The organism is Lysinibacillus sp. RU7 (genome assembly GCF_057837305.1).
Map to the genome: position 1 here is coordinate 100,694 of NZ_JBYQFK010000001.1, position 13,508 is coordinate 114,201.

Genomic DNA, 13,508 nt, shown 5'->3' on the forward strand with positions numbered 1-13,508 from the left:
AAAAAAAGGGGGCCCTGCTATGTTCAAAGTGAAGAAAAAATCACATGTTAGCATTGAGCTGAATGATTATGTGTTGCGGGCTCTTGTATCGAAAGGGCCGAATTTAGTACAGCCGCAATGCTATGAAATTCCATTGCCACAAGGGCTTATGCAGGACGCGATGTTAGAGGATGAAATGGCTTTATATGAAATCGTAAAAGAATACGCACCGAAATGGGGGGGCAAAAATCAAAATGTCCGTTTTTTTGTCCCGGATACTTCTGTTCTATTAAAAGCGATTGAGCATCCAATTGATGTAGAGTCAAAGGATTTGCGTGGTTATGTGGAAATGGAGATTGGGCATTCCATTCATTTGCCGTTCCAAGAGCCGTTAGTCGATGTGTATGACCCGGTACCGGGTGACGGCAAAGCGGTTATCTTTGCAGCGCCACCAGAAGAGGTCCGTAAATGGACGGGGATTTTACTCGACAATCATTTAAAGCCGCAAGTCGCGGACATTCGAGCATTAGCCAATCTGCGCTTACTTGAACATTTAGACATGGTGAACGCCGATCGAACGTACTTAATTGCGGACTGGTCCATTAATGAGGTGTCTATTTGTATATATTCAGCAGGAAATGTGGAATTTTTACGTTTCCAATCGATTGATACCGATTTAACGAAGTGGCAACATCGTGTGGTCGATGAAGCAAATGTAGAATTTAGCTATGATGGTGATATTCAAGACTACCGGATGATTATTACGGATCAAGTGTTAGAGCTGGACCGGATGATGAACTTCTTTCGATTCTCCTTACATAAAGGAGAAAAATCGGTAGATGAAATTATGATTTTAGGCGACAACCCATTATTAACGACGATTTCTGAATTTTTATCAGAAAACTTTACAACGCCGATTCAAGTAATCAATGATGCAATTATTGAAAAGAAATTTCCAGGCTTCAAAGCAAAGCATGCCTCTTTACTCGGCTTAGCGTTAAAGGAGGTTAAGGGATGATTCCAGATATTAACCTCTTACCGAAAGTCGACCAAGATGAGGGCAGCTCCAAGACCATTTTTATTTTAATCGGTATTATCACGCTTCTTTTGTTAGCTGTTATGTCGTGGCTTTATTTTTCTGCTCGTGTAGATGTCGTGAGCCTCGCAGCAGAAGAACAATCGTTACAAGTAGAGCGTGACGCGTTGCAAGTGGAGCTCACGAATTTACAAGGAGCTAATCAAGGCTCACTGGAGGAATCGGTAGCCTTTGCGGAGCTTGTGTCATATGATGTATCACCAATAATTGATACAACTAAAGCTTTACTGCCATCGAATACATATTTGCGTAATTATACGTTTGAGCAATCGAGTGTGTCGATTGATATTGATTTTGAGACGTTAAATATGATTTCAGCATATGTAGAACGATTGGAGCAAAATCCGTACTTTTTAGATGTACAAGTAGAATCCATTGCAAACTTTGATGTAAATCCAACGAATGAAGAAGAAGCTGAGGTTGACCGTTTTACGGAAGTGCCTCGTTATTCAGCAACAGTTGTGTTACATATTAATGATCTGTATTTAGCTACTGGAGGTGTAAATTAATGCAACTTTCAAGTGGCAAAAATTCTGAAGTGCTGCTTCTTTCAGCACTTGTCTTAGCTTTATTGTTTGCTGTTTATTATTATGTGGTGAAACCGAAGCAAGAGGAGGCTACTAGTCTAGAGAGTTCGGTTAGTAGCCTGAATAGTGAAATCACGTCGATTCAAGACCAGATTACCTTACTAAAAGAGGAGCAATCTGGCGACATTCCAAATGAATTTGCCTTACGTAAAAAAGTGCCAGCTAGTCGAGAAATTGATCGGATTTTATTAAATATGGAAGAGGTAGAATACGTATCAGGCTCAACGGTGTTAGGGATAAAGTTTAATAATTATGATTCGCTTGTATCAGAATCAGCCTTAACCGACCCAAATGCTACAGAGGAGACGACAGAGGAAACAGCGCAAGGCGAAGTTGCTGAGACGGAACAAAACCCGGTTTCAACGATTGCCACAGCAAATGTACCGACTAATTTAAAATTAGTGACATTTGAAGTGGATGTGGAATCGCCAAACTTTGAAAAATTACAGTTATTTATTAAAGAAATTGAGCGATTAGAACGTGTGATGCACATTGATAAAATTGATTACCAATTACCTGGTGAAGCAGAGTTACTAGCAGAGGATCGTTCGGAAATCGCAGCAGCAATCATTCAAATCACAACATTTTATTACGAATAAGGGGACCCAGTATGGACATGATGTATACGATTGTTTTCGGGGTATTTGGTCTCGTATTCGGTTCATTTTACAATGTGGTAGGTTTACGGGTGCCAAAAGGGGAATCGATTGTGACCCCGCCTTCCCATTGTACAAACTGTAGCAAAAGGTTAACGGCATTGGAGCTAATTCCTGTGCTTTCTTATGTCATGCAGGGAGGGAAGTGCCGCGGGTGTGGTGTCAAAGTGTCACCGATCTACTTATTAACAGAAATCGTGACGGCGGTCCTTTTTGCACTGAGCTATACGGTGTTTGGCTTGAGTGCGGAGCTTTTTGTGGCGTTACTGTTTGTTTCATTACTCGTCATTATTAATGTTTCAGATATCGCGTATATGCTGATTCCGAATAAAATCTTATTATTTTTCTTACCATTTTTAGTCATTGGGCGTATTTTATCCCCACTTGAACCGTGGTGGGATAGCTTGCTTGGGGCTAGTGTTGGGTTTAGTATATTGCTACTCATAGCGGTTGTCTCAAAAGGTGGTATGGGGGGCGGCGATATTAAGCTGTTCTTTTTAATTGGTCTCGTGCTCGGTACCGTCAATGCGCTGTTAACCTTGTTTTTAGCATCTGTTATTGGGATGGTGATGGGGCTGATACTATTAAAAGTGCGTGGCCAAGGAAGGAAAACGCCTGTACCGTTTGGGCCATCGATTGCGATTGGTGCCCTGATTACTTATTTTTATGGTGCACAGCTGATTGAATGGTACTGGCAATTATTTTAAATGAAACAAGGTGAATTCTGCGGAATTTGCCTTTTTTTCTGTGGATTAGGCAAGTAAAATTGAAAATAAAGCAAGTACACCGCTACCTTCATAAGAGATGATAGTGAGCTAGTAGGATTTTTGCTTCATATATCGAATGGATCAACTTAGGGGGAATTTAGATGAAACCGATTATTGGTGTGACCATGCATTCATCAGAGAGAAAATTTGAAATTAATGAGACGTATATTCAAGCGGTTTTACAGGCAGGGGGCATTCCGCTTTGCTTCCCGCATATTACAACGGGCATTGAGGAATTTATCTCCAAAGTAGACGGGTTACTTTTAATTGGGGGCCATGATATTCATCCGAAATTTTTTGGAGAAGATCCAATTCCGATGCAAGGGATGGTCATTGAACAACGCGACGAAAGTGATTTTCAAGTATTACAGGCCGCATTAAAGCGCGACTTACCTGTTTTTGCGGTTTGTCGCGGCCATCAAGTGTTGAATGTGGCGTTTGGTGGCTCGCTGTATCAAGACATTCCGTCACAAGTAAATGGCGCTATACAACATGCCCAAAAATCAGCACGTCATGAAAAAATTCATCGTGTCGTCGTAAAAGAGGGAACAAAGCTATTCGAGTTAATTGGCAATGAAGTGTGGACGAATTCCTTCCATCATCAAGCGATTAAAGAAGTAGGGGACGGCTTAATGGTGACGGCGTCTACGAGTGATGGGGTGATTGAAGCGATTGAACATCCAGATTATACATTTTGTTTAGGGATACAGTGGCATCCAGAAGAGCTAGCTATGAAACAAGATGATGCATCGCTTACGTTATTTAAAGCGTTTGTGGATACGTGTCAAAAATAAAAAACGGTGTAGGCGAAGTGTGACTTTGCCTACACGTTTTTATTAATGAATATTTCGGTATAAACCAACGACTTTCCCTAAAATCTTCACTTGGTCTACTAAAATCGGATCCATTGAAGAGTTTTCAGGTTGTAAGCGGAAATGTGTTTTTTCCTTATAGAAGCGCTTCACTGTTGCTTCATCATCTTCGGTCATCGCTACAACAATATCCCCGTTGTTTGCTGTAGATTGTTGTTTGACGATGACGTAATCCCCATCTAAAATGCCTGCTTCAATCATCGACTCGCCCATAATTTCCAACATGAAAATTTGATCCTCACTTGTGCCATATGTGTTTGGTAGTGGGAAATATTCCTCTGTATTTTCAATGGCCGTAATCGGTAGCCCGGCTGTTACTTTGCCGATTAAAGGAACATGAATAACGTCTACTTTAGTTGTGAGCGTATCTTCTTGATTTAATATTTCAATAGCACGTGGCTTCGTAGGATCGCGACGAATTAACCCCTTGCTTTCAAGACGAGCTAAATGACCATGAACGGTTGAACTAGAAGCCAGTCCGACAGCTTCCCCTATTTCACGAACGGACGGTGGATAGCCTTTAGAGCGTACTTCTTCTTTGATGAATGCTAAAATTGCTTCCTGTCGTTTAGATACTTTTGTCATGTTTTTTCACCTCTCTGTAAGAGTTCTTCCTTATTATTTACACTCAGTATAACATATACGAACAGAAAAGCAAACGTAAGTTCGAAAAAATATTGACAAAAAACGAACAGCTGTATTAAAATGAGAACGTATATTCCGAACAAGTATTCGAGGGGGATTTATCAATGAATTGGTTAAAGAAAAATAACTATGTAGCTCTACTTTTAGGGGTTACAGTAGCATTTGTGACATACTTATACATAACAGATGAAAAAATTGAGCAATACGAACAGATTACAGTGCAGCATGGCGATACTTTATGGTCGTTAGCCGATGAATATCGTGGTAAAATGTCTACGCAAGACTGGGTTTCTTTTGTACAAAAGGAGAATTATTTATTTAATCAACTGTTAACTGCAGGTCAAACGATTATAATTCCTGTTGAAAAAGACTCCGTATATGTTGTTAGACTTTCAACACAAGAAGAGACTGATTCCATTAAAGTAGCGAGTGAACAACGATGACACAACAAAAACAAGCTGTCGTTTATTGCCGTGTAAGCACAGTGAAAGAAACACAAGAAACATCTTTAGTCAGGCAGCGTGAAGAATTAACACGTTACGCCCAGCAGTTACAATTTACCGTAGCAGCTGTTTTCGAAGATCAACAAAGCGGTTATGATGTTGACCGAGATGGCTTACTTGAAATGCTCGATTTCATGAAAGCGAAACGTATTCAAACGCTTTTCATTCAGGATGAAACCCGGTTAGGGCGTGGGAATGCTCGGATGGCCGTGTTGCATTTACTGTTAAAGCAAGAGGTAACGGTTTATTCCTTGAATGAAGCGGGACCACTATCATTAAATGAGATGGATACAATGCTGTTAGAAATATTGGCGATTGTAGAAGAATATCAGCGGAAATTGCATAATGCTAAAATCCGACGAGGCATGAGGCGCGCTGTAGAAAATGGCTATCGTCCCGAGTTAAATTTAACAGAGCGCGGTAACTTAGAGGGACGTGAACGAATTGAAGTTCCGATTGAAGAAATCGTGAAGCTTCGAGACAGAGGCATGACATTTAAAGAAATTGCTAGTACATTACAAGGACTAGGGTTTCAAGTAAGTAAAGCGACGGTAAATCGCCGCTACATCGAATATACTGAGCAACAAGAACAATCAACAGAGTCACCAGAATAAGTTCTGGTGCTCTTTTTTTATTGGAAAAGTGCAAGATAGAAATTTGTCGAAATAGCCAGAATAAAGCACAATCACTTGCACTTCCGCTTATTTTTTCATACCTTTGTAATAGTTAGTGTAGAAAGGTGAGACATGTATGCTATCAAAAGAAAAAATTGCTCGCATTAATGAGCTATCTAAAAAGAAAAAAGCGGGAACATTAACAGAAGCGGAAGCAAAGGAACAATCGCAGTTACGAAAAGAATACTTAGACACATTCCGCAACACGATGCGCGATACAATTGAAAATGTAAAAATCGTTGACGCAGCAGGAAATGATGTAACGCCTGAAAAAGTGAAGCAAGCACAAGAGAAAAAGTTCTTAAATTAATAAATGCTCGATTTGGAAATATTACCTTGATTAAAAAGACACATATTAAAAGCAAGTGGAACGAAGGGTGGCGAGTGTAGCTGACGGCATTCGCCTTTCGCTACAGAGCAAAGCTTCCAGCGGGAAAAGCGAGACAGCCGAGACCCCGCAGGAACGTAGTGACGAGGAGGCTTGGCCTCGCCCGCGGAAAGCGTCCGCCCGTAGTGGAACGGATTGATAATTTCATGTTTTGATAAGGAGTTTTAATAAATATTTTATCAAAACAATGATGTGTCACATTTAACAAAAAAGTATAACATATTTACTTGAAAAGCATTGTTTTATTTAACAAATATGACTAAACTATATAAGAACAATATTCGTGCGAGAAAGGATGTCATAATATGACACAACATATGGATCAGTTAGCGATTAACGCTATCCGAACATTATCAATTGATGCAATTGAAAAAGCCAACTCTGGTCACCCGGGTTTACCAATGGGTGCAGCTCCAATGGCGTATACATTATGGACAAAGCAATTACGCCACAACCCACAAAATCCTAAATGGTTTAACCGCGACCGTTTCGTATTATCAGCAGGTCATGGCTCGATGCTATTATATAGCTTACTGCACTTAGGTGGTTATGGGTTAGACATGGAAGAAATCAAAAACTTCCGTCAATGGGATTCAAAAACGCCAGGTCACCCAGAGTATGGTCATACGGTAGGGGTAGAAGCAACAACTGGTCCACTTGGTCAAGGCATTGCGATGACAGTCGGGATGGCAATGGCTGAACGTCACCTTGCTGCCACTTACAATAAACCAGGTTATGAAATTGTAGACCACTATACAGTTGCATTATGTGGCGACGGGGACTTAATGGAAGGCGTTGCGGCAGAGGCGATTTCATTAGCAGGTCACTTACAACTAGAAAAACTAATTGTCCTATACGATTCAAATGATATTTCATTAGACGGAGATTTAGGAAAATCGTTTTCTGAAAATGTTAAAAAGCGTTTTGAATCATACGGCTGGAACTACTTACGAGTAGATGATGGCAACGATGTTGAAGCAATCAACAATGCGATTGAACAAGCGAAAAAGAACACGGGTGGTCCGACATTAATCGAAGTGAAAACAGTCATTGGTTTCGGTTCGCCAAATAAATCAGGAAAAGCGGATTCTCACGGTGCGCCACTTGGAACAGATGAAGTTGTCTTAACAAAAGAAGCGTACAGCTGGGCACATGAGCCATTCCAAATTCCACAAGACGTGTACGATACATTTAAAGCAGCGGCAGAAGTACAAGGTGTACAAGCAGAAGCAGCTTGGAATGAAACATTTGAAAGCTACAAAGCACAATTCCCAGAATTAGCAGCGCAGTTTGAAAATGCAATGAACGGTGAAATTCCAGCGGACTACGATGCAGAAATTCCTGTATATGAAGTAGGTAAATCTGTTGCAACACGTTCATCTTCAGGAGATGCGATCAACGCGCTTGCGAAAAAAGTACCTTCATTCTTTGGTGGTTCAGCGGACTTAGCGGGATCGAACAAAACAACAATGAAGGGTGCAGGCGACTTCTCAGCAGAGAACTATGCTGGCCGTAATATTTGGTTCGGTGTACGTGAATTTGCGATGGGTGCTGCACTAAACGGTATGGCTTTACACGGTGGCGTAAACGTATTCGGTGGTACATTCTTCGTGTTCTCTGATTATGTACGTCCAGCTGTTCGTTTGTCTGCATTAATGGGCTTACCAGTAACGTATGTATTCACGCACGATTCAATCGCTGTTGGTGAAGATGGTCCAACACATGAGCCAATCGAGCACTTAGCATCATTACGTGCAATGCCAAACCTTTCTGTCATTCGTCCAGCTGATGCAAACGAATCAGCGGAAGCTTGGAAGGTAGCCTTAACAAGCGAGTCTACACCAACTGTTTTAGTATTATCTCGTCAAAACTTACCGGTTCTTGATGCACCAATCGAAACAGTACGTGAAGGTGTACAAAAAGGTGCTTATGTCCTTTCACCAGCTACAAAAGAAACACCAGATGCGATTTTAATTGCAACTGGCTCAGAGGTTTCATTAGCGGTAGAAGCGCAAAAAGCATTATTAGCAGACGGTATCGATGTGTCTGTCGTATCTATGCCTTCAGTAGATCGCTTCGAAAAGCAATCAGCAGCTTATAAAGAATCTGTTCTTCCAAAAGCAGTGACAAAACGTCTTGCGATCGAGATGGGTGCGTCTTTAGGCTGGCACAAATATACAGGCTTTGACGGCGATGTATTAGCAATCGATCAATTCGGTGCATCAGCGCCAGGTGAGTTAGTGATGGAGAAATACGGTTTCACAGTCGAAAACGTAGTAGCAAAAGTAAAAGCACTATAATTCAAGAAAGTATAACAGCTTCTCTGGAATCGATATATTCGATATAAAACACTTAATTTCTGCGACGAGTAACCGCAGGAGCAAACGTAAAAAGGGAGGTAGCTTGAAGCTACCTCTCTTTTGGTTTTTTCGATATGGAAACGAAAATCGAGATTATATTTGTGATACATATGGCGATAAAAATAGTTGTATCGGAAGAATTGCCGTTCAGTACGAATGCATCGATAATGATGCCGGCACTATATAATAATTGTCCCGCAATGATACTAGAAAAAGCTGCATATAACACTGTAATCCAAGTCGGAATGATTTTTGCAATGACGATGGCTAAAAAAATCACGCTGAAAATAAATATTGTTCGGAAAATAGGCTGCCATACAGTAAATGTAGGGTCGATTGTAAAACTTGTATATGTAAAATCCATATTAGTCGCCTCCTTTTCTAAATTTTACCTTATTATGAATAGGGATGCTATGATGAACTAGGAAGTTCAGAATATGGAAAAAAGCGATAAATCATATATTTCTAAGGCTTGTACAATGAATTCTATAGCAACACTTTTAGAATTAGTGTATAATCCTCTTTGGAGAGTTTTCTCGGGATTTCGTATAGTGGAGGAGGTTGGATTCAAAATGAATTTATGGCTTGGTATTGTACTTATCATCGTCGCTTTAATCGGGGGCGTAGCAATCGGTTTCTACGCGGCTCGTCAATATATGATGAAGTATTTGAAAGAAAATCCACCAATTAATGAACAAATGATTCGTGTGATGATGGCACAAATGGGACGTAAACCATCTGAAAAGCAAGTGCGTCAAATGATGTCTCAAATGAACAAGTTCCAAGATAAATAATGAGGAAGGTTGTCTTACATTTTGTAGGGCAGCTTTTTTTGTTAGTGGAAAATGATTAGTGCATCTAGCTAAGAAGGGACATCAACTGATAGAGTATGAGTTGTATTTTTACAATAAATCAACAATGAAAATTCACATATTTTATTGCTTTCATTGAGTATCTAGTCTACTATCAAAACATAGTAAGTCTCAGGAGGTAAAATAATGGGAAAAGAAAAAACGAATGTAGAAAGCTTTGATTTAGATCATACAAAAGTAGCGGCACCGTATGTACGCTTAGCGGGAAAAAAACAAGGTGTATATGGCGATGTTGTGGTGAAATATGATATTCGCTTTAAACAGCCGAATAAGGCACATATGGAAATGCCAGCACTTCACTCTTTAGAGCATTTAATGGCGGATCGTATTCGTAATCATACAAATCATGTTATTGATTTATCACCAATGGGTTGTCAAACAGGCTTTTATTTATCTGTGATTAATCATGATAATTATGATGGGATTTTAGACGTGTTAGAGAAAACATTAAAGGATGTATTAGCGGCGGAGGCAGTGCCAGCTTGTAATGAAGTACAATGCGGTTGGGCGGCTAGCCATAGTTTAGAAGGAGCGCAACGCTTAGCAAAAGAATTTTTAGATAAACGTGCGGAATGGCATATTGTATTTGCATAGTAAATGATAAAAAAGAAAAGTCGAGTCGTGAGGGAGAAGCCTATCGCTCGACTTTTTATGATGTGCAAAGTAGTGTATGTGGTACATATTGATCTAAAAATTCACGTACCGTTGCTTCATATTTTATGGGTTCCTCATTAAAGGCTTGTGCATGATCGCCTTTTTCAAATAATCGCAACATCTTCGGTCCTTCCTTCGCTTTATATAAGTCAATCGTCATGGCACACGGGATAAATGTATCGTGTAAATTGTGAATAAATAACACAGGTTTTTCGATGTTTTTTACGGCGTCTTTTGGGACGATGTTTTTTGTCCAATAGCCATCCCGCAAGCGCATAAATAAATCTGTCAGGTGTACCGCCCATTTTAACTCAATGGAAATTGAGCTTTTGACAATGGAGTATAGCAATTGTTTAAAGTCAGAAAATGCGCAATCTGAAATATAAAAGTCAGCTTGATCTTCGATAATGCCTGCATATAATAGCGTTGTGGCAGCACCCATTGATTCGCCGTGAATACCAAGCGTTGCCTCTTCGCCGATGAGCCCACGAATGAAATGGACGACCGCTTGTAAATCTATTTTTTCGTAGTAGCCATAGCTTGTCGTTTTGCCCCCTGAATCCCCGTGACGTCTATGATCATAAACGACCGTATTGAAGCCGAGCCGCTCGAACATCCGCGCATACTTTGTCGAGTTCAACTTATTTTCGGTGACACCATGACAAATAATCATCGTATTTTTCGTTGCAAGTGGCTTAAAGAAATAGCCTTTTATATCGTAACCATTTGGTGAGGCAATGGAGAGCTCTACTTTTGTGACGCTATTAAACCAAGCTTCGTCAAAGCGTTGCGCCTTTGTTTCACGTTCTAAAATAAAGTCATGATCCTTTTGTTTAATGTACATCAGTTTATTGGAAAGGATAATACCGGATATCGTCGTTACTGTCGCTACAATACTAGATATAAATAGTGCTTTCTTCCTCATTCTTTTTCACCTCTCTCTATATTATGTGAAGGATTATAAATTCCTCTACATTTGTCGTGAAAAAAATATCAAATTTCTCGCTATCTCGAAAACACAAGAATTATTTGGTAAAGTGAGCAGGAGGACCTGACAGAGACAACGGAAGTAGCTATAGTGTTTGTTGCTATTTCGGTGGTGGACAGGTAAGACATAGTTACAATTAGATAACGGTAAAATTTTAGGCTAATGATGCTTCAAACGGCGAAAAATGCTATAATTTAGTGGAAAGTGCATAAAGAAGGTGAATCGCATTGGCAAAAAATAAAGGACAAAAGCAAGCGGGCCAACCAAAACAAGAAAAAGAAAGCTTAACATTAGCAGATCAACTTGGTGGGGATGTGCTTGCAAAACTAAAAGAGGCAAAACAATCGCTTGCGGCGGAAGAGCAAAAGAAGGAAGAAGAGCGTACAGCACGTCTAGCCTTTGAACGAAAGCAACGCGAGAAAAATATGAGCTTTGAAGAGTTATTTGAAAAGTATGGCGATCAAGGTTCAAAGTATTAACAGCTAGGCATGGGAAAGGATCTCATGCCTTTTTTGGAGGGAACAATTTGCACACATTTAATCCAAGACAGTTAGTACCAGGTTTTTATCATACATGGCCGTTTACATTACATATTGAATTTGATGACATGTATACGCAAATCGATCAAATCATCGAGCAAATTTTTCATGACAAAGATGAGCTAATCGTTGTAGTCAACATATTTCCATCACAGAGAAAAGGGCAAAAAAGTCCACGGCTGCTTGAACGGTTTTTAAAAAATAAAGCGTTAAAATATACGATGACGACAAATGAAACAGAATTTACATTCGATGAGGAACGATACATAGCGGTGCAATTTCAACTGACATGTCAAGTAAAGGATTTATATTTAAGAAAATTATTATATGCCTGTGCTCATGCAGATTACCGGATACATCCGTATTTTAAAAGAGGGGCAGCCTATTTCTCACCAGATGTGTTTATTTACAATGTGACAAAGGAAACGGTACTTCATGTGTATGATGATCGTGGTTGTGAGCTTATGTTTCAGTATGAAGAAATGACAGCCCTAGAGTAAAACGAGTTCCCTCTAGGATGAGGAAACTCGTTTTATTATGATAAAGCTTATTTTAGCTAAGGAGACAAAGACGATAGCTCCTACTGTATCAATCATCACATCGTCAAATATCCCTGTACGACCAGGAAGGAATGTTTGACGAATTTCATCGAGAGAAGCAATGAAGAAAATTGAAAGGATTGCAAATAGTGTAGGGAATCGCCAGTTTAATTTACGATACAGTAAGAAAAATAGAACACCAATGATCCCGTATCCTGCAAAATGGGTTGCTTTTCGAATAAGAAATTCAATGAAGTAGACATAGCCGCGCGTTTCTACAGAAATCGGTCTATTCCAATACGTAATTTCAATTTGACTTAATTGTTCCTTAAATGGTTCATCTGCTAAAATTTCTCTCAATTCGGGTACGATCGTTTGTTGTTCATATGTCATATTGGACATAATGCCAACGATAGTTAAAGCGAGTACAACAAGGAAAAGATATTTTTTCACAGGTGATCTGTATAGAAATGTTGCTTTCCAATGGTCATGGCTTTAGATAAGTCATCCATTGTTTGTGCTTCCTTATAGGCTGCAACCGACTGAAGTAGCTGTTCTTTCGTTCGTGCACCGATGACGGTAGAAGCGATTGTACTAAAATGTAAATTAAATGCGAATGCAAGTGCGTGGATGTTGTTGTACTCATATTCTAATTGTTCAAGCACTTGCTGTAATTCTTGTTCATGAAAATTCATATACGGTGTTAGTCGTTGGCGCCATTCGGCTGTTAATAATCCTTTTGCAATGGAACCGCGTGTCACAACCGATGCACCAGCGTTGTGAATTGGTTCAAACCATTCTTCAGGACGGCGGTCTAGTAAGCTAAATTGCATCATATTGCTCACCGCATCACTGTTTTGCAAAAATGGTACAAAGACGTTTGGACGAATAGAAGAAATACCATATTCTCGAATAAGCCCTTCTTTTTTTAATCCCTCAAATGTTTCAATTATTTCTTCCCACGGATCCTCAATTGTACCACCGTGCAGTTGGTATACATCAATATAGTCAGTTTTTAGACGACGTAAACTGTCCTTTAAGCCGTCTTTAATATGTGCGGGTGACGGATCCCATGTCCAACGATCTGTTCCTGCCTCCCAGCGATTACCGACTTTTGTAGCTAGTATAATGTCTTGGCGAACGGGCTGTAACACCGTCCCAATGATTTCTTCATTCATGCCTTTATCATAAAGGTCAGCTGTGTCAAAATAGTTCATGCCTACCTCAAGCGCGGCTTCGATAATGGGACGTGCCTCATCTATCGTTGGTGGTAGTGACATACAGCCTAAACTTACCTCTGATACTTCAAGCGGACTATTTCCTAATGTTCTTTTTTTCATTTCCTTTGCCCCCTCAATGACTTGTTCGTTTTTTTCGTTCGATACACGC

Annotated in this window: 18 protein-coding genes; 13 read left to right on the top strand and 5 right to left on the bottom strand. The window is 39.9% G+C overall.

Annotated elements, in window-relative coordinates; translation table 11 throughout:
- Positions 1-19 precede the first annotated feature (19 nt).
- From pilM to AC3II9_RS00460, 5 genes are all read left to right on the top strand, one after another.
- Entirely contained in the window at positions 20-997 is a 978-nt protein-coding gene (pilM, locus tag AC3II9_RS00440) for a type IV pilus biogenesis protein PilM (RefSeq protein WP_489152532.1), read from the top strand.
- Positions 994-1,584 carry a PilN domain-containing protein gene (locus AC3II9_RS00445; RefSeq protein ID WP_489152533.1) on the top strand — a complete coding sequence of 197 codons (591 nt, stop codon included), beginning with the start codon at positions 994-996 and terminating at the stop codon, positions 1,582-1,584. The genes pilM and AC3II9_RS00445 overlap by 4 nt, the downstream gene beginning before the upstream one ends.
- Positions 1,584-2,261, top strand: coding sequence for a potassium transporter (locus AC3II9_RS00450; protein WP_489152534.1), 678 nt, complete (start codon positions 1,584-1,586; stop codon positions 2,259-2,261). Before AC3II9_RS00445 ends, AC3II9_RS00450 begins: the two co-directional genes overlap by 1 nt.
- Positions 2,262-2,272: 11 nt before the next feature.
- A complete protein-coding gene (locus AC3II9_RS00455; RefSeq protein ID WP_489152535.1) occupies positions 2,273-3,025 on the top strand; it encodes a prepilin peptidase in 753 nt (250 codons plus the stop codon).
- A gap of 161 nt (positions 3,026-3,186) precedes the next feature.
- Positions 3,187-3,879 (top strand): gamma-glutamyl-gamma-aminobutyrate hydrolase family protein, encoded by a 693-nt coding sequence (locus AC3II9_RS00460; protein WP_489152536.1) that lies wholly within the window; start codon positions 3,187-3,189, stop codon positions 3,877-3,879.
- A 42-nt stretch (positions 3,880-3,921) separates the two neighbouring features.
- Here the strand turns inward: AC3II9_RS00460 and lexA are convergent, their stop codons facing one another.
- On the bottom strand, positions 3,922-4,542 hold the full coding sequence (lexA, locus tag AC3II9_RS00465; protein WP_431029597.1) for a transcriptional repressor LexA: 621 nt from the start codon (positions 4,540-4,542) through the stop codon (positions 3,922-3,924).
- 164 nt (positions 4,543-4,706) lie between these two features.
- On the opposite strand from lexA, the gene yneA reads away from it, so the two are divergent.
- From yneA to tkt, 4 genes are all read left to right on the top strand, one after another.
- Entirely contained in the window at positions 4,707-5,045 is a 339-nt protein-coding gene (gene yneA / locus AC3II9_RS00470; RefSeq protein ID WP_489152537.1) for a cell division suppressor protein YneA, read from the top strand.
- Positions 5,042-5,719, top strand: coding sequence for a YneB family resolvase-like protein (locus tag AC3II9_RS00475; RefSeq protein ID WP_489152538.1), 678 nt, complete (start codon positions 5,042-5,044; stop codon positions 5,717-5,719). The genes yneA and AC3II9_RS00475 overlap by 4 nt, the downstream gene beginning before the upstream one ends.
- 136 nt (positions 5,720-5,855) lie before the next feature.
- A complete protein-coding gene (locus AC3II9_RS00480) occupies positions 5,856-6,089 on the top strand; it encodes a DUF896 domain-containing protein (RefSeq protein ID WP_391366759.1) in 234 nt (77 codons plus the stop codon).
- Positions 6,090-6,472: 383 nt separating this feature from the next.
- A complete protein-coding gene (gene tkt, locus AC3II9_RS00485; protein WP_489152539.1) occupies positions 6,473-8,467 on the top strand; it encodes a transketolase in 1,995 nt (664 codons plus the stop codon).
- Positions 8,468-8,576: 109 nt separating this feature from the next.
- On the opposite strand, the gene AC3II9_RS00490 is transcribed toward tkt, so the two are convergent.
- Positions 8,577-8,891, bottom strand: a complete 315-nt coding sequence (locus AC3II9_RS00490) for a hypothetical protein (RefSeq protein WP_489152540.1) — start codon at positions 8,889-8,891, stop codon at positions 8,577-8,579.
- A gap of 208 nt (positions 8,892-9,099) precedes the next feature.
- On the opposite strand from AC3II9_RS00490, the gene AC3II9_RS00495 reads away from it, so the two are divergent.
- The gene (locus AC3II9_RS00495; RefSeq protein WP_489152541.1) at positions 9,100-9,321 is read left to right on the top strand and encodes a YneF family protein; all 222 of its coding nucleotides are present in this window, start codon (positions 9,100-9,102) and stop codon (positions 9,319-9,321) included.
- A gap of 204 nt (positions 9,322-9,525) precedes the next feature.
- Complete coding sequence (locus tag AC3II9_RS00500) at positions 9,526-9,993, top strand: S-ribosylhomocysteine lyase (RefSeq protein WP_489152542.1); 468 nt, start codon at positions 9,526-9,528, stop codon at positions 9,991-9,993.
- A gap of 55 nt (positions 9,994-10,048) precedes the next feature.
- Here AC3II9_RS00500 and AC3II9_RS00505 read toward each other — a convergent pair whose 3' ends face one another.
- Complete coding sequence (locus AC3II9_RS00505) at positions 10,049-10,978, bottom strand: alpha/beta hydrolase (RefSeq protein ID WP_489152543.1); 930 nt, start codon at positions 10,976-10,978, stop codon at positions 10,049-10,051.
- Between the two features lie 290 nt (positions 10,979-11,268).
- Here AC3II9_RS00505 and AC3II9_RS00510 point away from each other — a divergent pair, with 290 nt between their 5' ends.
- Positions 11,269-11,520 (top strand): YqkE family protein, encoded by a 252-nt coding sequence (locus AC3II9_RS00510; RefSeq protein ID WP_489152544.1) that lies wholly within the window; start codon positions 11,269-11,271, stop codon positions 11,518-11,520.
- 47 nt (positions 11,521-11,567) lie between these two features.
- Positions 11,568-12,080: a DUF3885 domain-containing protein gene (locus AC3II9_RS00515; protein WP_489152545.1), complete on the top strand. Its 513-nt coding sequence runs from the start codon at positions 11,568-11,570 to the stop codon at positions 12,078-12,080.
- A gap of 12 nt (positions 12,081-12,092) precedes the next feature.
- On the opposite strand, the gene AC3II9_RS00520 is transcribed toward AC3II9_RS00515, so the two are convergent.
- Entirely contained in the window at positions 12,093-12,572 is a 480-nt protein-coding gene (locus AC3II9_RS00520) for a VanZ family protein (protein ID WP_489152546.1), read from the bottom strand.
- Complete coding sequence (locus tag AC3II9_RS00525; RefSeq protein ID WP_489152547.1) at positions 12,569-13,459, bottom strand: aldo/keto reductase; 891 nt, start codon at positions 13,457-13,459, stop codon at positions 12,569-12,571. The genes AC3II9_RS00520 and AC3II9_RS00525 overlap by 4 nt, the downstream gene beginning before the upstream one ends.
- Between the last annotated feature and the right edge of the window lie 49 nt (positions 13,460-13,508).